The sequence below is a fragment of the Sphingomonas sp. CFBP 13733 genome (assembly GCF_014841795.1).
Taxonomy (GTDB): Bacteria; Pseudomonadota; Alphaproteobacteria; order Sphingomonadales; family Sphingomonadaceae; genus Sphingomonas; species Sphingomonas aerolata.
In genome coordinates, this window is record NZ_JACYUP010000003.1 from 312,608 (window position 1) to 331,263 (window position 18,656).

The window sequence follows — 18,656 nt, forward strand, 5'->3', positions numbered from 1 at the left end:
GCGTGGCTGTTCGTCACCCCTTGGGAACCCTTCGCAGTGCTATTGGACGTGCGGACGGTTTTCGCTACCCCGCGCCGATGTCCACTCCCGCCGCTACCCCGATGATGACGCAGTATCTCGGCCTCAAGGCCGAGGCGCAGGATTGCCTGCTGTTCTACCGCATGGGCGATTTTTTCGAGCTGTTCATGGACGATGCGCGCATCGCCGCGGCGGTGCTCGACATCGCGCTGACCGCCCGCGGCGAGCATGAGGGCAAGCCGATCCCGATGTGCGGCGTACCAGTCCACGCGGCCACCGCCTATCTCCAGCGACTGATCAAGGCCGGGCACCGCGTCGCGATCGCCGAACAGGTCGAGAGCCCGGCCGAGGCGAAGGCGCGCGGCGGATCGAAGGCGCTGGTCGCCCGCGCGATCGTGCGCGTCGTGACCGCGGGCACGCTGACCGAGGAAGCCTTGCTCGACGCGCGCAGCGACAATTGGTGCGTGGCGATCGGTGAAGCCGGGGGATCCGTCGCGATTGCCGCGGCCGACGTGTCCACCGGCCGGTTCGAGGTCATCGACGTCGCCGATGACGCGATCGGGGCCGAACTTGCGCGACTTGCCGCGGCCGAGATCGTCGTCGCCGAGGCGAGCGGTTTCGCAGAGGCCGCCACGACGCTGCGCCCCAGGAGCGATTTCGATAGCGGTGCGGGCGAGGCACGGCTCAAGCGGATCTACGGCGTCGCGACCCTCGACGGCTTCGGACAGTTCGGGCGGGCCGCACTGGCCGCGGCGGGCGGTCTGATCGCGTATCTCGAACATAATGCGAAGGGCGCGCTGCCCTTCCTGCGGCCGCCGCGAATCGGGCGGGCAGCACAGGTGATGGCGATCGACGCCGCGACGCGGGAAAGCCTCGAACTGACCTGCACCACCGGCGGCGTCCGCAAGGGAAGCCTGCTCGACGCGGTCGATCGTACCGTCACCGGTGCCGGTGCGCGGCTTCTCGGTGCCGATCTCGGAGCGCCCCTGATGGACAAGGCCGCGATCGACGCGCGGCTCGACCTTGTCCGGCTGTTCCATGACGATCAGGCGCTGCGCGAACGGTTGCGCGCGACGCTGCGCGCGCTGCCGGACATCGGCCGGGCGCTCGGCCGCCTCGCCGCGGGTCGAGGATCACCGCGCGATCTTGGCCAGTTGCGCGACGGTCTCGACGGCGCCTGGAACCTGGGGGAGCGGCTCGATGCACTTACCGATCCGCCGCGCCTGCTCAGCGACGTCGCACCGCTGTTGCGCGGGCATGGCAGCCTGATCGACCTACTCAAGCGTGCGCTGGTACCATCGCCACCGATCGAAGCGTCTGACGGGGGGTATATCGCGGCGGGATATGACGCCGCCCTCGACGACCTGCGCGATACCGGCGCTGGGGGACGCCGCGCGATCGCCGCACTGGAGGCCGAGTTTCGCACCTCGACCGGCGTGTCCGCGCTCAAGATCCGGCACAATGGCGTGCTCGGCTATCATGTCGAAGTCCCTGCACGGGCTGCCGATTCGCTGATGAAGCCCGACAGCGGTTTCACACACCGCCAGACGCTCGCAGGTGTCGTACGCTTCAACACGCCCGCGCTGCACGATGTCGCAACGAAGGTGTCGCAGGCGGGTGCGCATGCCACGGCAGCGGAGTCGGCCCATCTCGAGGATCTTACCGCACGGGCGCTCGCCGGCCGCGAGGCAATTGCCGCGACCGCCGACGCGCTCGCTCGGCTCGATGTCGCAGCCGCTCTGGCCGAGCGCGCGGCCGAGGGGCAGTGGTCGCGCCCGATCCTGGTCGACCATGCCTGTTTCGAGATCGAGGGAGGCCGGCACCCGGTCGTCGAGGCCGCCGTCGCCAAGTCTGGCGACCGGTTCGTCGCCAACGACTGCAACCTGTCGGAATCCTCGCGACTGTGGCTCGTCACGGGCCCGAACATGGGCGGCAAATCGACCTTCCTGCGCCAGAACGCACTGATCGCGGTCCTGGCGCAGGCCGGAAGCTATGTGCCGGCGACCAAGGCCACGCTGGGTCTCGTCGACCGATTGTTCAGTCGCGTCGGCGCGTCGGACAATCTCGCGCGCGGCCGCTCGACCTTCATGGTCGAAATGGTCGAAACCGCCGCCATCCTCGCACAGGCGACGCCGCGGAGCTTCGTGATCCTCGACGAGGTCGGTCGTGGCACCTCCACCTATGACGGCCTCGCGATCGCCTGGGCCGTGGTCGAGGCGATCCATGAGGACAATCGGTGCCGCTGTCTGTTCGCGACGCATTATCATGAGTTGACCCGGCTCGCCGAACGCTGCGAGGCGCTGTCGCTGCATCATGTGCGCGCGCGCGAGTGGAAGGGCGAACTCGTCCTGCTCCACGAACTCGCCGACGGGCCGGCGGATCGCAGCTACGGCCTGGCCGTCGCGCGCCTCGCTGGCATGCCGCCGGTCACTGTGCAGCGTGCGAAAGCGGTGCTTGCCAAACTGGAAGCCGGGCGTGCCAAAACTGGCGGTCTGGCGGCGGGGCTGGATGATCTTCCGCTGTTCGCGGCCGCCGCGCAGATCGAGGAGGTGGCCTGCGACGTGCTGCGCGAAGACCTGGCGAAGCTCGACATCGATGCGATGAGCCCACGCGACGCGCTCGACGCGCTCTACCGGTTGAAGGCGCTCGCGACCGAGGGCTGAGCGCAAACCCGGCGAAAACCACAGTATCGTCGATACTTGCCCCCGGTCTGCAATCCCATCGCGCGGCGTCCTAGTATCACATGCAATACGAATGCTACGCGCCGGCCGAATCATTGGAGCATGGGCTTTGAGCGGACACGGGCACGGGCATGCGGGACACGGGCACGGGCATGCACACGGGCATGCGGGACATGGCCACGGACATGCACACAGCCATGCGCCGGCATCGTTCGACCGCGCGTTTGCGATCGGGATCGGGCTCAACGTGGCGTTTGTCGCGGTTGAAGCCTTGGTCGGATTGCGGATCGACTCGGTTTCGCTGCTCGCGGACGCCGGGCATAATCTATCCGATGTACTTGGCTTGGTCGTCGCCTGGGGGGGGACGATGCTCGCGCGAACCGAGCCGACCAAGCGCTTTACCTATGGGCTGAAGGGGTCGACGATCCTTGCCGCGTTGACCAATGCGCTGCTGTTGCTCGTCGCGCTCGGGGCGATCCTGCTCGAGGCGACACAGCGTTTCGCAGACCCAACGCCCACGGCGGGCCTGACCGTATCGATGGTGGCCGGGATCGGCATCGCGGTGAATGCGATCACCGCCTGGATGTTCGCGCGCGGTCGCAAGGGGGACGTCAACATCCGTGGCGCCTATCTGCACATGGCCGCGGACGCGCTGGTATCGGCGGGGGTCGTGATCGCGGGCGTGCTGATCTGGCAGACCGGGATCTCATGGATCGACCCGGCGGTCTCCATCGTCATCGCGGTCCTGATCTTCTGGCAAACCTGGGGATTGCTGCGTGAGACCGTCGAAATGGCGCTGTCTGCGGTGCCGCGCGGGATCGAATTCGACCAGGTCGACGAGGCGCTATGCACCCTGCCCGGCGTGACGGCGATCCATGATCTGCACATCTGGCCGATGAGCACGACGGAGCCCGTCCTGACCGCGCACTTGGTCATGCCGGGCGGCCATCCCGGCGATCCGTTCCTCACCTCCACCCGCACGATGCTGCAGGAGCGTTTCGGGATCGGCCATGCCACGTTGCAGGTCGAGACGGGCGACGGTCAGCCATGCTCGATGACGCGCCACGCGGTGATATGAACCTTTGGGGCGTTGCGGGGGTTATCCTAGTATAGTTCTGGAGTAATACCCGATGAAGAAGCATTTTATCGCTGCGCTCATGTCCGTTGCCGTCGTCGCCCCCGCAATGGTGCCTGTCGAAGCCGCCGCTCAGCGTCATGACGACCGCCGGGGCCATGACGACCGCCGGGGGAATGATTCGCGCCGCGGCAACGACCGCAATTGGCGCGGTGACGATCGCAACTGGGATCCGTCGCGCAGCTATCAGAACGGCAATTACCGCGAGCGTCGTCTCGGCCGCAATGATCGCATCTATCGCGGCAACGATGGCCGGGCCTATTGCAAGCGCAACGATGGCACGACCGGGCTTGTGATCGGCGCGCTCGGTGGTGGCGTTCTTGCCAATCTGATCGGCGGCGGCACGCTCGGAACGCTGGCGGGTGCCGGTGGCGGCGCACTGCTCGGACGGTCGGTCGACCGCGGTAACGTCAAGTGCCGCTGAGCTTTATTGCTCGGTAAACGAAGATGCGGCGGCCGAGCGATCGGCCGCCGTTATTGTGTCTGCCTCAGCCGGTTGAACTTAATAAGCGCGAGCCACCGCAAACTCGACGGCCTCGATCATCGCGTCCTTCGCCTCGCCACTGGCAAAGCCCGCAATCGAATCGATCGCCCGCTGACCATAATGCCGCGCCCGCGCAAACGTGTCGTCGATCGCGCGGGTTGCCCGGATCAGACGCACGGCATGCTGCAGGTCGGCATCGGTGTCGCGACGCCCCTCGACCGCATCCTTCCAGAATTGACGATCCTCGACCGATCCGCGCGCATAAGCGAGGATCACCGGCAGGGTCATCTTGCCTTCGCGGAAATCGTCGCCCGCATCCTTGCCCATCGTATCCGCATCCGAGACATAGTCGATCGCGTCGTCGACAAGCTGGAAGGCGATCCCGAGGTTGCGGCCATAGGCGTCGAGTGCCGCCTCTTCATTCTCGGGCCGATCGGCCACCACGGCAGCGATTCGGCAGGCGGCAGCGAACAGCGCCGCGGTCTTCGCGCCGATGATGTCGAGATAGCGCTCCTCGCCCAGATCGACGCGGCGGGCCGCCGTCAGCTGGTTGACCTCGCCCTCGGCGATGACTGCGCTGGTCGATGAGAGGATCTTGAGCGCCTTCAGGCTGCCCGCCTCGACCATGAGTTCGAAGCTGCGGCTGAACAGGAAGTCGCCGACCAGTACGCTCGCAGGATTGCCCCAGATGATGTTCGCGGTGCGGTTCCCACGCCGCAGGTCGGAGCCATCGACGACGTCGTCATGCAGCAACGTCGCGGTGTGGATGAATTCGACGGCTGCCGCGAGCAGGTGATGCTGCGTCCCGGCATAGTCCAGCAGCTGTGCACTCGCGAGCGTCAGCATCGGGCGCATCCGCTTGCCCCCGCCCGCGATCAGATGACCCGCCAGTTCGGGGATCAACGGAATATCGGAGGTCATGCGCGCGACGATCACCGCATTGACCTGGTCCATGTCGGTGGTGACGAGCTTGACCATCGGGTCCAGCGAAGGCTGTGGCCCGGGATTCGAACGAGGGGAGTCGAGGCGGTGGACGGTGGCGCTCATCTGCCCGTGCCTCTGACGGCTACCGCCTCGCAAAGCAACCCTTGCCGGCTCGGCAAACCCTCACCAAAAGGCAGGCGACGGCAATAGGTGGAGGTTACACGATGCCCGACGACCTGCTGAGCGGCTATCGCCAGAGCATCGACAACATTGATGCGGCACTGATTCATATGCTTGCCGAACGGTTTAAGGTGACGCAGGCGGTTGGCCGGCACAAGGCGGAGCATGGGCTGCCGGCCGCCGATCCCGGACGTGAAGAGCGTCAGATTGCGCGGTTGCGTCGGCTTGCCGAGGAAGCCCAGCTCGATCCGGAATTCTCCGAAAAGTTTTTGCGGTTCATCATCGACGAGGTGATCCGCCACCACCAAAAGCTTTGCGAATGACACGCTCGGCAGTGGTGGCCGATTGAGAGGTTCACGGCATCGCCAAGGGCGGCCGACATCTCCGCCAGGCCGCACTTCCCGTATATTTGCGTCAGCACAGCTTTATCGACCTGCACGCGCCGGTCGGTTAGGGGAGCGCGATGAGCTTCCTCCTCGCTATCGAAGGCGCCGACGGCGCCGGTAAGGCCACGGCCTCCGCACTGGTCGTCGAGCAGTTGCAGGCCGCCGGGCGCAGCGCCGCGGTCATTTCGTTCCCGCGCTACACGGACACAGTCGGCGGCTGGGCCCTGGGGGCGATGCTCGCGGGCACGCTGCCACGCGGCACGTCGCCAAAGGCCGCCGCCGTTCTCTACGCGCTCGACCGGATGGAATCGCGCGATCACCTGATGGCGACGATGGCGGCGAACGACGTCGTCGTGTTCGACCGTTATATCGCGTCGAACATGGCGTATCAGGCGGCGCAGGTGCCCGTCGACGAGGCGGATACGATGATGGCCTGGATCGCGAATCTCGAGACGCGCAGCTTCGCCCTGCCGACGCCTGATCTGTCCGTCTATCTCGATACGCCGGCAGACATTGCACGCGGGCTGATCCGCCAGAAGCGCAAGCGATCCTATACCGACGATGCGTTCGACGCGTATGAAGCGGATACCGGGCTCCAGGACCGCGTTCGCGTCAACTATGCCGCGATGGCGGCGGCAGGGCTGCTCGGCCGCTGGGCGACCGTATCGACGGTCGAGGCCGGCGCTTCGCGACTGCCAGCGGACATTGCACGCGATATTGTTGCATTGCTGCGCTGAACGCCCCGGAAGGAGATCGGCATGGCCGTCACCGATATTGCCACGCGTACCTATGATCACGGCTTCCGGCTCGATCCGATCGTCCGCAGCCTGCTCGATACCGATTTCTACAAGCTGCTGATGTTGCAGATGATCCGTCACCTGCATCCCAAGGTGCAGACGACCTTTACCCTGATCAACCGCACGACGAGCGTGCGGCTGGCGGACATCATCGACGAAGGCGAACTGCGCGCGCAACTCGATCATGCGCGTACAGTGCGGTTCGGCAAGAAGGAACTGATCTGGCTCGCGGGGAACAGCTTCTATGGCCAGGATCGTATGTTTGCGCCCGAATTCCTGCAGTGGCTCGCCGCCTTCCGGCTGCCCGAATACGAGCTGCGGACCGTCGACGGACAGTTCGAACTGCGCTTCGAGGGCTTCTGGGCGGAAACGACGATGTGGGAAATCCCCGCGCTTGCGATCATCAATGAATTGCGCGCGCGCGCGGCGGTCCGCGATCGCGGACGTTTCGCGCTCGACGTGATCTATGCGCGCGCGAAGGCCAAATTATGGGACAAGGTCGAACGACTTAGGGATCTGCCCGATCTGGTCCTGTCCGACTTCGGCACGCGCCGCCGCCATGGCTTCCTGTGGCAACGCTGGTGCGTCGAGGCGCTCAAGGAAGGGCTTGGCAGCCGTTTCATCGGCACGTCGAACGTCTTGCTGGCGATGGATAACGATCTGGAAGCCATCGGCACCAACGCGCATGAATTGCCGATGGTCTATGCCGCATTGGCCGACGACGACCGGGGGATAGCGGATGCGCCCTACCGGGTGCTCGATGACTGGCGACGCCATTATGGCGGCAATCTGCTGATCGCGTTGCCCGACGCGTTCGGAACGAGCGCCTTCCTCGCCAACGCGCCCGACTGGGTCGCCGACTGGACGGGCTTCCGCCCCGACAGTGCGCCGCCGATCGCCGGTGGCGAAGCGATCATTGCCTGGTGGAAGGCACAGGGTCGCGACCCTAAAACGAGACTGCTGATCTTTTCGGACGGCATGGATGTCGACACGATCGAAGAGACCTATCGGCATTTCCACGGCCGGGTGCGGATGAGTTTTGGCTGGGGGACTAATCTGACCAACGACTTCCGAGGGTGCGACCCCGATGGCATGGCCGGACTCGAGCCGATCTCGCTGGTCGCCAAGGTGACGCAGGCCAATGGACGCCCGGCGGTCAAGCTGTCGGACAATCCAGCCAAGGCGACCGGCGATCCGGGCGAGATTGCCCGGTACCTGAAAATCTTCGGCGACGAGGGCCGCACGAACGCGAAGGTCGCGGTCTAGACCCGTGCGACCGCCCTAAAATGGCCATGCCCTGCCGCCACGGGTAGCGCCCATGGCTGTTTCGCGATTCCCCCTCGGCGCGTCGATTACCCGGTCGGGACGCATCGCGCTGCTCTTCGCCGCGCTGCTTCCCCTTACCCCGGCCCAGGCCGACCCGGCGGCCTTCGACCTGTCTGGTCCGGCGCTGAACGTCATGGTGACGCACGGCGCGACGACGTTGCCGATCGGGCAAGTGCCCAATCTCAGCGAAGGCGACCGGATCACGGTGAGTGCGGATTTACCCCGTGATCAGGGTGTCCATTACCTGCTGGTGGCCGCATTCCTGCGCGGCGCGACCAATCCGCCCCCCAAAAACTGGTTCACGCAGGCCAAGACGTGGGAGCGGAAGAAAAACACTCTCGACCTGACCGTGCCCGCAGGCGCACGCCAGCTGATCCTCTTTCTCGCCCCGGAAACCGGCGGGGGTTATGACTCGATCGTCGACGCCGTCCGCAAACAGCCCGGCGCGTTCGTCCGCGCCTCGCAGGAACTCAATCAGGCGTCGCTCGACCGCGCGCGGCTCGACACGTTTCTGGATTCGATCCACCGCCTCGAGCGCACGCATCCCGAACGCATCGAGACCGTATCACCCGTCCTGACCCGCAGCCTGTCGATCACGCTCAAGGCCGAATGCCTCGAACAGGCGATCGATCTTCAGGCGGCCTGCCTGACGCAAAGCCGGAGCTCGCTACTGCTGGCCGACAGTCACAGCGCATCGCTGACCGAAACCCTCGTCGGCGCCCCCACCGATCTGGCCTTGCAACTCGCCGCAACACCCGAGGCCGGATACGGCTATTACAGCTCCTATATCGGTGTCGTTCGCGATCTTGCCCGGATTTTCGGCGCATTCCAGTCGACCCAGTTCCAGTATATCCCCGCCCTCGGCCGCGCGGCAGAGTCGCGCTTGTCACTGTTGCTGAACGCGGCGCCTTCTTTTGCAAAGCCCAAGTCGGTCATGGTCGCGGCACTTCCGGCGATCGAGGCGCCCGAGCCGCCACCGCTGCGCACGATCGCGCCCGGTCGCGCGCTGTGTCGAGCACGAGAAGGTGTGCTGCTTCCGGTCGAAGGCGCGCCGCTGATCTATGCCACGCGCTACGCGCATGCCATGGCGGTCCGCGTGACGCGGGCCGACGGCAGCACGCTCGATCTGCCGGTCAGCGCCGATGTCGAACGCGGGGGTTTCCTTCTCGCCGGCCCGGGCAGTGACGGCGGCGACCTGCGAGCCGGTTTTGACGCCACGCTTCACGGCGTATGGGGCTTCACCCCGTTCGACGGTCCACGCTTTCGCATCCAGAGTCCGCGCGCGAACAGCTGGCGCGCGATCGAGGGCACCACGGTGATCGCCGGACGCGATAACAGCCTGACGATCGAGGGCGGAGCAGCCGCCTGTGTCGAGGACATCGCACTCGCCCGCACGTCCGGCACGACCGAGCCGCTCAAATGGGCCGCATTGCCGGATGGCCGGATCACCGCAACGATCCCGAAGGCGCAGATCGCGGCGGGGCAATTCAACCTGCTTATCCGCCAGCAAGGAATCGCAGACGTCGACACTATCGCGTTGACGGCCTTGACCGAGACGGGGCGGATCGACGCGTTCACGCTGCACGCCGGCGATCTCTACGGTGTCCTGACGGGCACGCGGCTCGACACCGTCGCCTCGCTGAGCGTCGATGGCGCGGTATTCAGCCCTGGTGCGGTGGTACGGACCGGCAAGGCCGACGAACGCGTCATGACGGTCGACACGCCTGCTCCGGTCGCCGCCTGGACCGCAGGCCAGGATCGATCCGGGCGGGTGACGCTGAAAGATGGGCGCGTGCTGCCGGTCGCCGTGCATGTCGCTCTAGCGCGGCCTTCGGTCACACTCATCGACAAGACCATCGCCCCGGCGGCGCACGCAGCGTCGCTGCCGATCACATTGCCGTCGAGCACCGTGATGCCGCTCGATGCCAGCCTGACCTTTTCAATCCGCGGCGCGGGGGCGACCCGTTTCAGCGGGCGCGAACAGGTCGAGATCGCCACGGTCGACGGACGCGCGTCGACGGTCATCGCCGCCGCGAACGGCTACCGCGTCCAGAGCGCACAAGTCGCAATTGCGACGATCGAACCGGCCAAGGCGCTGGGCGTATCGGCCTATGGCCCGCTGCGATACCGCCTCCTGCAGGACGGTGTGGAAAGCGACTGGGCGCCACTCGTCACCCTTGTCCGCCTGCCGACCATCACGGGCGTGACATGCGACAAGGGCGCGCCGCGCTGCCTGCTGACCGGTGACGCGCTGTATCTGCTCGCCGCGGTTGGCGGAGACGCGCAGTTCACCGGCGCTGCGGCAATTCCCGACGGCTATACCGCCAGTACGGTCGCAATTCCGCGTCCGACCGACACGCTGTTCCTCAAGCTGCGCGACGACGATTCAGTCTTTGCGACCGCCAAGCCGAACCTCGTCGACCGCTAGCCCAGCGAGGCGTAGAGCCTTGTCACCGATCCTTTGGCTCGCGTGAGAGGCGGGCCATCAGGATCGCGGCGCGCTTGGCCTGGCGGCGAATGCTCGCAAGGTCGACCGTCTCCCCCGGTGCATGATCGCCGCTGCTCGCGGTTCCGAGCCCGATCAGCCCGTCGACGTCACCCGCGACGAACGCAATGTCGCCCGCACCCCGCTTGAGCGGATCGAGCGCCGCCATCTCGGGGAATCCCATGTCGCGATTGACCAGATTCAACCGGTCGAGCAGCGCGCGATTTCCCGCCGTCGGCGGCATGGCGGGATACCCGCTTTCGAACCGGATCGTCGCATTCGTACCGGGCGCATGCGCCGCGACGATCCGCTCCATCTTCGCACGGACCCGCATGGTCTGATCTTCGCTCAGGGTTCGGAAGTCGCCACGGGCGACCGCGGTTGCAGGGATGATATTGCCCTTGCCCGTTGCGCTCGCCCGGACGCCGTCGCTGTCGAGCGCCGCCGTCGCACCGCCCGCGACCACGCCCGTATTGAAGGTCAGGTTGGGTTCGGGCAGATCCATGCGAAATGCCGCCAGGATCCGGGCCATCTCGTTGATGGCGCCGTCACCATAGGCGTCCGAAAAGATCAGCGACGAATGCCCGGTCTTGCCCGACGTGGTCAGCACCCATCCGTTCGACGACCGTCGCGCGATCGATCCCATGTCGCGACCCTCGACGACCGACAGGCCTTCGAAGTCGAGCGCGATGTCGGCGCGCTTGCCCGCTGCGATCAGATCGCCCCGCGCGATCGCCACCGGGTCGCCCGCATCTTCCTCATCGCCGGTCAGTACGATCTCGATATCGGCGGCGTCCAGCAGGCCGGCGGCCTTCATCGCGCGCAGCGCCGACAGCATCACGACGATCCCGCCCTTGTCGTCGCCCGCACCTGGCCCCGTCGCGCTCTCGCCTTTGCGTTCGAACCGTTGAAACGGCGAATCCTGCTCGAAAACGGTGTCGAGATGACCGATGAGCAACAGGCGTTTGGCGCCAGGCTTGCCCGGGTGCCGCGCGATCAGATGTCCCGCCCGCTGCGTCTGCTGCATCGGTTTCCAGGTCACCGCAAAGCCGAGTGGTTCGAGCTCAGCACGGACCATCGCACCGACCTTGGCGACCCCTGCGAGGTTCATCGTGCCGCTATTCTGGTCGACGAGCGTCTTGAGCAGTCCGATCGAGCGCTCGTGCTCGGCATCGACGGTCGCGACCGCCCGCATCTCCGCCGGCGTGAGGCGAGCCTGTGCCGCCCCTGCCAGAAGGATACCCCCGGCCACCGTTGCGACCCACCGGAATTTCTGTCGTGCCATAAGCGTCTCAACTCCCTTGGCAGCATGAAAGCGGGGTTCGACCGCCGCGTCCAGTGTCGGGAGATATGGTGGGCGCTGACGGGTTCGAACCGCCGACCTACTCGGTGTAAACGAGCCGCTCTACCAGCTGAGCTAAGCGCCCTCTCGGGATGAGGCCCTGAGGTGAGGGTCCGATGCCAAAGCTGCGGCGTCGGGGCAAGCCCCAAAGCACATGCGTTCAGGCGATCCGCAGTTCGTTGCGCAGGACTGCCCCGAAATAGCCACGCATTGCGTCGCGCGCGGGCGGCGACAGCGCCATATAGGCGCGGCGGCGATCATGCGGATCGGGCTGGCGTTCGAACAGCCCGCTATCGGTCATGCGTGCGATCCAGCGCAACGCCGTCGTGGGCGCGACGGCCGCGGCGATGCACAGGCTCGACACCGACACACGGCGCCGCTCGAGATCGGCGGCGTAGAGATCGAGCAGCATGTCCCAACCCGGATCCTCGAACAGCGTGCCGCCGAAAAACTGGTCGCGCAGGCGCCGCGCGCGGATCGCGCGTCGAATGTCGGTCGCGTCGTGTTGCGTCGCCCCGGGTGCCGCCTGATAGGCGACCGATCGATCGCCGACGATCGCCGGGGGATCGGACGGTCGATCATGATCCGCCTGTGTCAGCCGGGCAAGCGCCTCGGCAATGCGCCCGACCTCCGCGCTCAGACGCTCGAGCCGGGCCCCGTCGCTTTCGCGGGTGACGTCGAAGACCCCAGCAGGCTGGCGCGATCGTTCGATCGCGATCGCCACCGCGGCCACGCACTCGCCGATCCCGGGATCGACGAGCAGCGATGTCGCACCGCCAAGCGTCAGCGCGGTGATCGCGTCGATCTGGTCCGCCCGCAGCGCGACCACCAGCGCAGCATCGGTATCGGCGGCCCAGCCCACGATCTGCGCCATCCGCTCGGCGAGCAGCGGCGCGTTGATCCCCACCGTATCGACCAGAATGATACGCGGTGTCGCGGACCGATCGAGCGGGACGTGCCAGTCGATCCGGGCAATCAGGCGTCCGCCCAGCGCGTCCAGCGCGGTCGCGAGCCGATCCCCTGCCCCCGCACCGCCAAGGTCCGAAATCAGAACCGCAGCGGCACCGCCATCATAGCGTATGTCCGCCGATAGCGCGTCGATCGCCGTCATTGCCGCATCCCCCGCCAAACGCGATTAGGCCATGGATCGTACCGGATTCACACGCCAAATGGGTCGGTTCTCGGCGGATCCGGCGGACAGGCGGACGCCGTCAGTCGAGCGCCTTGACGATGTCTTCGACCATCTTCTTCGCATCCGCCAGAAGCATCATCGTATTGTCGCGATAGAACAAGTCGTTGTCGACCCCGGCATAGCCGACCCCGCCCATCGACCGCTTGATGAACAGCACCGTCTTCGCCTTCTCGACGTCGAGCACCGGCATGCCATAGATTGGCGACGATTTGTCGGTCTTGGCCGCCGGATTGGTGACGTCGTTCGCGCCGATCACGAAGGCCACGTCGGTCTGCGCGAATTCGCTGTTGATGTCCTCAAGCTCGAACACGTCGTCATAGGGCACGTTCGCCTCTGCCAGCAGGACGTTCATGTGGCCTGGCATGCGCCCCGCGACGGGGTGGATCGCATATTTCACGCGCACCCCTTCCGCCTTCAGCTTGTCGCCCATCTCGCGCAGGACGTGCTGCGCCTGGGCGACCGCCATGCCGTAGCCGGGCACGATGACGACCTGTTCGGCCTGGCTCATCAGGAAGGCGGCGTCCTCCGCCGAGCCGCGCTTCCAAGGGCGGTCGCTGGCGGCCGCGGGGCCGCCGGCATCGGCGGACTGTCCGAAACCGCCGGCGATCACGCTGATGAAGCTGCGGTTCATCGCCCGGCACATGATGTAGCTGAGGATCGCGCCCGACGAGCCGACCAGCGCGCCGGTGATGATCATCGCGGTGTTGTGGAGCGTGAAGCCCATCGCCGCCGCCGCCCAGCCCGAATAGGAATTGAGCATGCTGACGACCACCGGCATGTCGGCGCCGCCGATCGGCACGATCAGCAGGAAGCCGATCACGAAGCTCAGGGCCGTGATCGTCCAGAAGATCCACGGCTCCTGATTGGTGACGAAATAGGCGATCAGCCCGAGGATCGCGGCAAGCAGCGCGATGTTGATGACGTGGCGACCGGGCAGCATGATCGGCTTGCCGCCCATGTTGCCGTTGAGCTTCAGGAAGGCGATGACCGAGCCCGAGAAGGTGATCGCGCCGATCGCGACGCCCAGCCCCAGCTCGATCCGGCTGACCGGCCGGATGATCGCGACCGGATCGCCAAGCAGCGGGATCATCAGGTCCGAGATCCCGAATGCCTGCGGGTTCAGATAGGCCGCGACCCCGACCAGCACCGCGGCAAGCCCGACCAGCGAATGGAAGGCGGCGACGAGCTGCGGCATCGCGGTCATCGCGATCCGCCGGGCGGTCACGAGCCCGATCGCGGCACCGATGCCGATCGCGACGACGATCTCCCAGATGCCGACGTTGAGGTGCGTGACCAGCGTCGTGACGACCGCGATCGTCATGCCGATCATGCCGAACCGATTGCCGCGCTGGCTCGTCGCCGGGCTCGACAGGCCGCGCAGCGCGAGGATGAAGCACATGCCGGCGACGAGATAGGCCAGCGCGACCCAGGGGTTCACGGCTACGTCATGCATCACTCAGTTCCCCTCGGATCCGTGACGGTCACTTGGCGACCGGCCGTTCCTTTTTCTTGTACATCGCCAGCATCCGCGCGGTGACCGCAAAGCCGCCGAAGATGTTGACGCTCGCCAGCACGACCGCGAGCAGCCCGAGATATTTCGCGACCGGCGATCCCGCCGCGGCGGACGCGATCAGCGCGCCGACGATGATCACGCTGGAGATCGCGTTGGTCACCGCCATCAGCGGCGTGTGGAGCGCAGGCGTCACCGACCAGACGACATAATAGCCGACAAAGCAGGCCATGACGAAGATCGACAGGATCGCGATAAAGTCCATCTCAGCCCTCCTGAGCCCCGCGAATGTTGCGAATGTTGAGACGCAAACGGGGTTTTGTATCGTGCCGGGTCATGGCTGCAAACGCGGATTGACGACCGCGCCGTCGCGGGTCAGGCGGATCGCGTCGCCGATTTCGGCATCGAGCACCGGCCGCCCCGTCTCCTTGTCCCAGAAGGCACTGAGAAAGTTGAACAAATTGCGGCTGAACAATGCACTGGCGTCGGCAGCGAGGCGGCTGGGGACGTTGCGATGGCCGACGATCCTGACGCCGTTCACCTCGACGATCTCGCCCGCGACCGCACCCTCGACATTGCCGCCCTGTTCGACCGCGAGATCGACGATCACCGAGCCGGGCTTCATGCTCGCGACCTGCGCGGCCGAGATCAGCCGCGGCGCGGGACGGCCGGGGATCAGCGCGGTGGTGATGACGATGTCCTGCTTGGCGATGTGCCCGGAGACGAGCTCGGCCTGCGCGGCCTGATATTCGGGGCTCATCTCGCCCGCATAGCCGCCCGTCCCCTCACCCTCGATCCCCGCGACGCTTTCGACGAAGATCGGTTTCGCGCCGAGCGACTGGATCTGTTCACGCGTCGCGGCGCGGACGTCGGTGGCAGAGACCTGTGCCCCGAGCCGGCGCGCAGTCGCGATCGCCTGGAGCCCGGCGACGCCGACCCCCATCACGAACACGCGCGCGGCGCTGATCGTCCCCGCCGCGGTCATCATCATCGGAAAGGCCCGGCCATATTCGGCCGCGGCGTCGAGCACCGCCTTGTAGCCCGACAGGTTCGACTGCGAGGACAGGATGTCCATCGACTGCGCGCGCGTGATCCGCGGCATGAACTCCATCGCCAGCGCCTCGAGGCCCGCCGCGGCATAGGCATCGACCCGGGCGCGCTCGCCAAAGGGATTGAAGCTCGCGACGACCCAGGCGCCGGGCGCGGCGCCCGCCAGCGTTGCCGGATCCGGCGCCTGCACGCCGAGCACGATGTCCGCACCCGAAATCGCCGCCGCCCGGTCGGTGACGCTCGCCCCCGCATCGGCATAGGCGGCGTCGGCGATCGACGCGGACTGGCCGGCCCCCGCCTCGACCGCGAGCGTCGCGCCCAGCGCGACGAACTTGCGGACGGTTTCTGGCGTCGCGGCAACCCGCCGCTCGCCGTCCACCTGCTCCTTGAGGACGGCGATCTTCATCGGATCAGGAAATCAGCCAGATGACGATCGCGACGATCACCGCACAGGCGATCGCGCCGATCTTCATCACACCGATGACGCTGTCATAGGTCGCAGCATGACCCTTGATGTTTGCATCGTCCGCCATGATCCGTCCCTCGCCATTCTGTTATCGGTGCGACCTTATCGGGCCGGTGCCCCAGCCTCAACCCCCGCGCTTCCAAACCCCGGCTTCACGCCGTCGTGCAGCCGCGGCGGCACGATCGGAGCACTTCGCAACCGCTCCAAAGCGATATTTAAGTCGCCCTTTACCTGAAAAGGCTAAAGACTGTCCGCAAACGGGACAGGATTCGCCATGACGCGCAACGGGCAGCGCCTGCTATTACTGATCGACAACGAGCCTGCACAACGGCGGCTGGTGTCCGCACTGGCGTCGCGTGGCGGCTGGCGGACCGTGTTCGCGAGCGACGGCGAGATGGCGATCGCCACGCTCGGCACGCAGGACGGGATGCAGCTCGACGCGATCATCCTCGACCATTCCGCACCGCATGAGGACGCATCGGCGGTGATCGCCGAGCTGCGCAATCGCCGCCCGGCACTGCCGATCCTGATGCTGACCGCGAACGGATCGGTCGAGCATGCGGTGAACGCGATGCGCGCGGGCGCGACCGACTTCCTGGTCAAGCCGCTCGCGCCCGACCGGCTGCTCGCCTCGCTCGACGCGGTCGTCGCCGGCACGACCGCGGGCGAGCTGCGCCCGCTGACCGAGAAGATCCCCGCGCTGCTCGCCTTCGACGAGATCGTGGGCTCGTCGCCCGATTTCCGCGCCGCGCTGGCGATCGCCGCCAAGGCCGCGCGCGGCCGCGTCGCGATCCTGCTCGAAGGCGAAAGCGGGGTCGGCAAGGAGGTCGTGGCCGAGGCGATCCATGCGGCGTCGCCGCGTGCCAAACGCCCCATGATCAGCGTCAATTGCGGCGCGATCCCTGCCAATCTTGTCGAGAGCGAGCTGTTCGGCCACGAGGAAGGCGCGTTTACTGGCGCGTTCGAGCGCAAGATCGGCCGGTTTCGCGAGGCGGACGGCGGCACGCTGTTCCTCGACGAGATCGGCGCGATGCCGATCGACGCGCAGATCAAGCTGCTCCATCTGCTCGATACGGGCGACGTCCATGCACTCGGTGCGCGGCATCCGCAGCAGGTCGATGTCCGGGTGATCGCCGCGAGCAACACGACGCTGATCGACGAGGTCGAGGCGGACCGGTTTCGCGAGGACCTCTATTACCGGCTGAACGCGGTGCAGGTGACGATCCCGCCGCTGCGCGAGCGGACCGGCGACATCCCGGCGCTTGCCCGCCACCTGCTCGCGCGGATCGCGCAGCAACCGGGGCTGCGCCCGCTCGGGATCACCGACGATGCACTGGCGCTGCTGGTCCAATATGACTGGCCGGGCAATGTCCGGCAGATGCAGAATGCGCTCTTCCGTGCCGCGGTGCTGTGCGAGAGCGACGCGCTGACGCGGGCCGATTTCCCGCAGATCGCGGCGCTGGGCAGCCGTCGCCGGCCCGAGCCCGCGACCGCGGCCGGTGGCGGCGGGGTGACGCTGTTCAGTGCCGACGGCCATCTGCGCACGCTGGAGGAGATCGAGTCGGACCTCATCCGGCTGGCCATCGGTCATTATCGCGGGCGGATGACCGAGGTCGCGCGGCGGCTCGGGATCGGGCGGTCGACGCTGTACCGCAAGCTCGCGGAGCTTGGGATCGACAACGTCGCCTGACCCTAGGCGACGTTGTGCTGGAGCCGGATTAAAGGCAGCGACCTACCAGAGCACGCCCTTGACCGGCTTCAGCGGCTCGGGGGCCTCGTCACCGATCGCCTGGAGCAGGTCGATCTCGATCGTGCGGCACATCGCGTTGAGCGGCACGTCGTGGATCGTGTCGGCGAACGGATCGACGAGATCGTCGCCGATCTGAAGCACCGCGAGGAACATCAGCCCTGCAATCGTCGAGCCGATCGGGGTTGCGAAGCCGAGCGTCTCGACCAGCCCGATCGGCAGCAGGATGCAGAACAGCCGGGTGAAGAGCGTCGGGAAGAAGCGGTACTGGTTGGGCAGCGGCGTGTTCTTGATCCGCTCCATCCCGCCCTGTGCATTGGCGATATCGACCAGCAGCCGTTCGAACGAGGCCTGCTGGATCGTGTCGATCCAGCCGTTGCGGCGGGCGATGTCGATCCGCCGGCCGGTACCGTCGAGCAGGCCGTTGGCGGGATTGGTCCGCGCGAGGGCGAACGACGCCTCGTCCTCCGACAGGAACCGCAGGACATCGGGCGCGACCGGCTGGCGGCGCAACTGACAGCGCAGCGCGTTCACATAGGCGATCTGGCGCAGGACGATCGTCCGCTTGAGATCATGGCCTTCGGGTTCGGGGAGCAGGTTGCGCGTCATGCGGGCAAGGCTGCGCGAGGCGTTGGTCATCAGCCCCCAGAGGCCGCGGCTTTCCCACCAGCGCTGATAGGCGGAATTGTCGCGAAAGCCGAGGAACAGCGCGAGCGCGGTGCCGAACAGCGTCAGCGGCAGCGACGGCGCGTGAAAGGGCAGGACATAATAGGTGATGGTCACCACGACGTCCCAGACAAAGAGCCCGAGCAACGGGCGCCACACTTCGCTGAGGATCTGGCTGAGGCGCGGTGTTGCGGTAACGATCAAACGAAAGGCTCCTTGCTGACACCTTGTCTAATGCGCGATCGCGCATTTCGCTGCAATGCGGCG

General features: G+C 66.5%; 16 protein-coding genes and 1 tRNA gene. 8 read left to right on the top strand and 9 right to left on the bottom strand.

Annotated elements, in window-relative coordinates; translation table 11 throughout:
- The first annotated feature begins 101 nt into the window (after positions 1-101).
- The 3 genes from mutS to IFT71_RS09990 all read left to right on the top strand — a co-directional run bounded on the left by mutS (position 102) and on the right by IFT71_RS09990 (position 4,258).
- Positions 102-2,681 (top strand): DNA mismatch repair protein MutS, encoded by a 2,580-nt coding sequence (mutS, locus tag IFT71_RS09980; RefSeq protein WP_192141232.1) that lies wholly within the window; start codon positions 102-104, stop codon positions 2,679-2,681.
- 127 nt (positions 2,682-2,808) lie between these two features.
- Positions 2,809-3,777: a cation diffusion facilitator family transporter gene (locus tag IFT71_RS09985; protein ID WP_244654859.1), complete on the top strand. Its 969-nt coding sequence runs from the start codon at positions 2,809-2,811 to the stop codon at positions 3,775-3,777.
- Positions 3,778-3,829: 52 nt separating this feature from the next.
- Positions 3,830-4,258 carry a glycine zipper 2TM domain-containing protein gene (locus IFT71_RS09990; protein WP_192069485.1) on the top strand — a complete coding sequence of 143 codons (429 nt, stop codon included), beginning with the start codon at positions 3,830-3,832 and terminating at the stop codon, positions 4,256-4,258.
- Positions 4,259-4,336: 78 nt separating this feature from the next.
- Here the strand turns inward: IFT71_RS09990 and IFT71_RS09995 are convergent, their stop codons facing one another.
- A complete protein-coding gene (locus IFT71_RS09995; protein ID WP_192140622.1) occupies positions 4,337-5,365 on the bottom strand; it encodes a polyprenyl synthetase family protein in 1,029 nt (342 codons plus the stop codon).
- A 101-nt stretch (positions 5,366-5,466) separates the two neighbouring features.
- On the opposite strand from IFT71_RS09995, the gene IFT71_RS10000 reads away from it, so the two are divergent.
- From IFT71_RS10000 to IFT71_RS10015, 4 genes are all read left to right on the top strand, one after another.
- On the top strand, positions 5,467-5,745 hold the full coding sequence (locus IFT71_RS10000; protein WP_031439230.1) for a chorismate mutase: 279 nt from the start codon (positions 5,467-5,469) through the stop codon (positions 5,743-5,745).
- Between the two features lie 140 nt (positions 5,746-5,885).
- Positions 5,886-6,545: a dTMP kinase gene (locus IFT71_RS10005; RefSeq protein ID WP_192140624.1), complete on the top strand. Its 660-nt coding sequence runs from the start codon at positions 5,886-5,888 to the stop codon at positions 6,543-6,545.
- A gap of 21 nt (positions 6,546-6,566) precedes the next feature.
- Complete coding sequence (pncB, locus tag IFT71_RS10010; RefSeq protein ID WP_192140626.1) at positions 6,567-7,871, top strand: nicotinate phosphoribosyltransferase; 1,305 nt, start codon at positions 6,567-6,569, stop codon at positions 7,869-7,871.
- A gap of 52 nt (positions 7,872-7,923) precedes the next feature.
- Positions 7,924-10,359, top strand: coding sequence for a hypothetical protein (locus IFT71_RS10015; RefSeq protein ID WP_192140628.1), 2,436 nt, complete (start codon positions 7,924-7,926; stop codon positions 10,357-10,359).
- A gap of 22 nt (positions 10,360-10,381) precedes the next feature.
- On the opposite strand, the gene IFT71_RS10020 is transcribed toward IFT71_RS10015, so the two are convergent.
- The 7 genes from IFT71_RS10020 to IFT71_RS10050 all read right to left on the bottom strand — a co-directional run bounded on the left by IFT71_RS10020 (position 10,382) and on the right by IFT71_RS10050 (position 16,043).
- Positions 10,382-11,701: a M20/M25/M40 family metallo-hydrolase gene (locus IFT71_RS10020; protein WP_192140630.1), complete on the bottom strand. Its 1,320-nt coding sequence runs from the start codon at positions 11,699-11,701 to the stop codon at positions 10,382-10,384.
- Between the two features lie 66 nt (positions 11,702-11,767).
- Positions 11,768-11,843 (bottom strand) — tRNA-Val (locus IFT71_RS10025).
- Between the two features lie 75 nt (positions 11,844-11,918).
- A complete protein-coding gene (locus IFT71_RS10030) occupies positions 11,919-12,869 on the bottom strand; it encodes a hypothetical protein (protein ID WP_192140632.1) in 951 nt (316 codons plus the stop codon).
- Between the two features lie 100 nt (positions 12,870-12,969).
- The gene (locus IFT71_RS10035) at positions 12,970-14,403 is read right to left on the bottom strand and encodes an NAD(P)(+) transhydrogenase (Re/Si-specific) subunit beta (RefSeq protein ID WP_056673591.1); all 1,434 of its coding nucleotides are present in this window, start codon (positions 14,401-14,403) and stop codon (positions 12,970-12,972) included.
- A gap of 28 nt (positions 14,404-14,431) precedes the next feature.
- A complete protein-coding gene (locus tag IFT71_RS10040) occupies positions 14,432-14,725 on the bottom strand; it encodes an NAD(P) transhydrogenase subunit alpha (RefSeq protein ID WP_031394789.1) in 294 nt (97 codons plus the stop codon).
- 69 nt (positions 14,726-14,794) lie between these two features.
- Complete coding sequence (locus IFT71_RS10045; protein ID WP_056406884.1) at positions 14,795-15,916, bottom strand: NAD(P) transhydrogenase subunit alpha; 1,122 nt, start codon at positions 15,914-15,916, stop codon at positions 14,795-14,797.
- Between the two features lie 4 nt (positions 15,917-15,920).
- Positions 15,921-16,043 (bottom strand): aa3-type cytochrome c oxidase subunit IV, encoded by a 123-nt coding sequence (locus IFT71_RS10050; RefSeq protein ID WP_031396100.1) that lies wholly within the window; start codon positions 16,041-16,043, stop codon positions 15,921-15,923.
- Positions 16,044-16,250: 207 nt separating this feature from the next.
- Here IFT71_RS10050 and IFT71_RS10055 point away from each other — a divergent pair, with 207 nt between their 5' ends.
- The gene (locus IFT71_RS10055; RefSeq protein ID WP_031439238.1) at positions 16,251-17,666 is read left to right on the top strand and encodes a sigma-54-dependent transcriptional regulator; all 1,416 of its coding nucleotides are present in this window, start codon (positions 16,251-16,253) and stop codon (positions 17,664-17,666) included.
- 42 nt (positions 17,667-17,708) lie between these two features.
- Here IFT71_RS10055 and IFT71_RS10060 read toward each other — a convergent pair whose 3' ends face one another.
- A complete protein-coding gene (locus IFT71_RS10060; RefSeq protein ID WP_031396098.1) occupies positions 17,709-18,593 on the bottom strand; it encodes a bestrophin family protein in 885 nt (294 codons plus the stop codon).
- Positions 18,594-18,656: the final 63 nt, after the last annotated feature.

Bases quoted from the DNA above. Each gene is read 5' to 3' on its own strand.
- mutS (WP_192141232.1), top strand. From the start codon at position 102: ATGATGACGCAGTATCTCGGCCTCAAGGCCGAGGCGCAGGATTGCCTG.
- IFT71_RS09990 (WP_192069485.1), top strand. From the start codon at position 3,830: ATGAAGAAGCATTTTATCGCTGCGCTCATGTCCGTTGCCGTCGTCGCC.
- IFT71_RS09995 (WP_192140622.1), bottom strand. From the start codon at position 5,365: ATGAGCGCCACCGTCCACCGCCTCGACTCCCCTCGTTCGAATCCCGGG.
- IFT71_RS10000 (WP_031439230.1), top strand. From the start codon at position 5,467: ATGCCCGACGACCTGCTGAGCGGCTATCGCCAGAGCATCGACAACATT.
- IFT71_RS10005 (WP_192140624.1), top strand. From the start codon at position 5,886: ATGAGCTTCCTCCTCGCTATCGAAGGCGCCGACGGCGCCGGTAAGGCC.
- pncB (WP_192140626.1), top strand. From the start codon at position 6,567: ATGGCCGTCACCGATATTGCCACGCGTACCTATGATCACGGCTTCCGG.
- IFT71_RS10015 (WP_192140628.1), top strand. From the start codon at position 7,924: ATGGCTGTTTCGCGATTCCCCCTCGGCGCGTCGATTACCCGGTCGGGA.
- IFT71_RS10020 (WP_192140630.1), bottom strand. From the start codon at position 11,701: ATGGCACGACAGAAATTCCGGTGGGTCGCAACGGTGGCCGGGGGTATC.
- IFT71_RS10030 (WP_192140632.1), bottom strand. From the start codon at position 12,869: ATGACGGCGATCGACGCGCTATCGGCGGACATACGCTATGATGGCGGT.
- IFT71_RS10035 (WP_056673591.1), bottom strand. From the start codon at position 14,403: ATGCATGACGTAGCCGTGAACCCCTGGGTCGCGCTGGCCTATCTCGTC.
- IFT71_RS10040 (WP_031394789.1), bottom strand. From the start codon at position 14,725: ATGGACTTTATCGCGATCCTGTCGATCTTCGTCATGGCCTGCTTTGTC.
- IFT71_RS10045 (WP_056406884.1), bottom strand. From the start codon at position 15,916: ATGAAGATCGCCGTCCTCAAGGAGCAGGTGGACGGCGAGCGGCGGGTT.
- IFT71_RS10050 (WP_031396100.1), bottom strand. From the start codon at position 16,043: ATGGCGGACGATGCAAACATCAAGGGTCATGCTGCGACCTATGACAGC.
- IFT71_RS10055 (WP_031439238.1), top strand. From the start codon at position 16,251: ATGACGCGCAACGGGCAGCGCCTGCTATTACTGATCGACAACGAGCCT.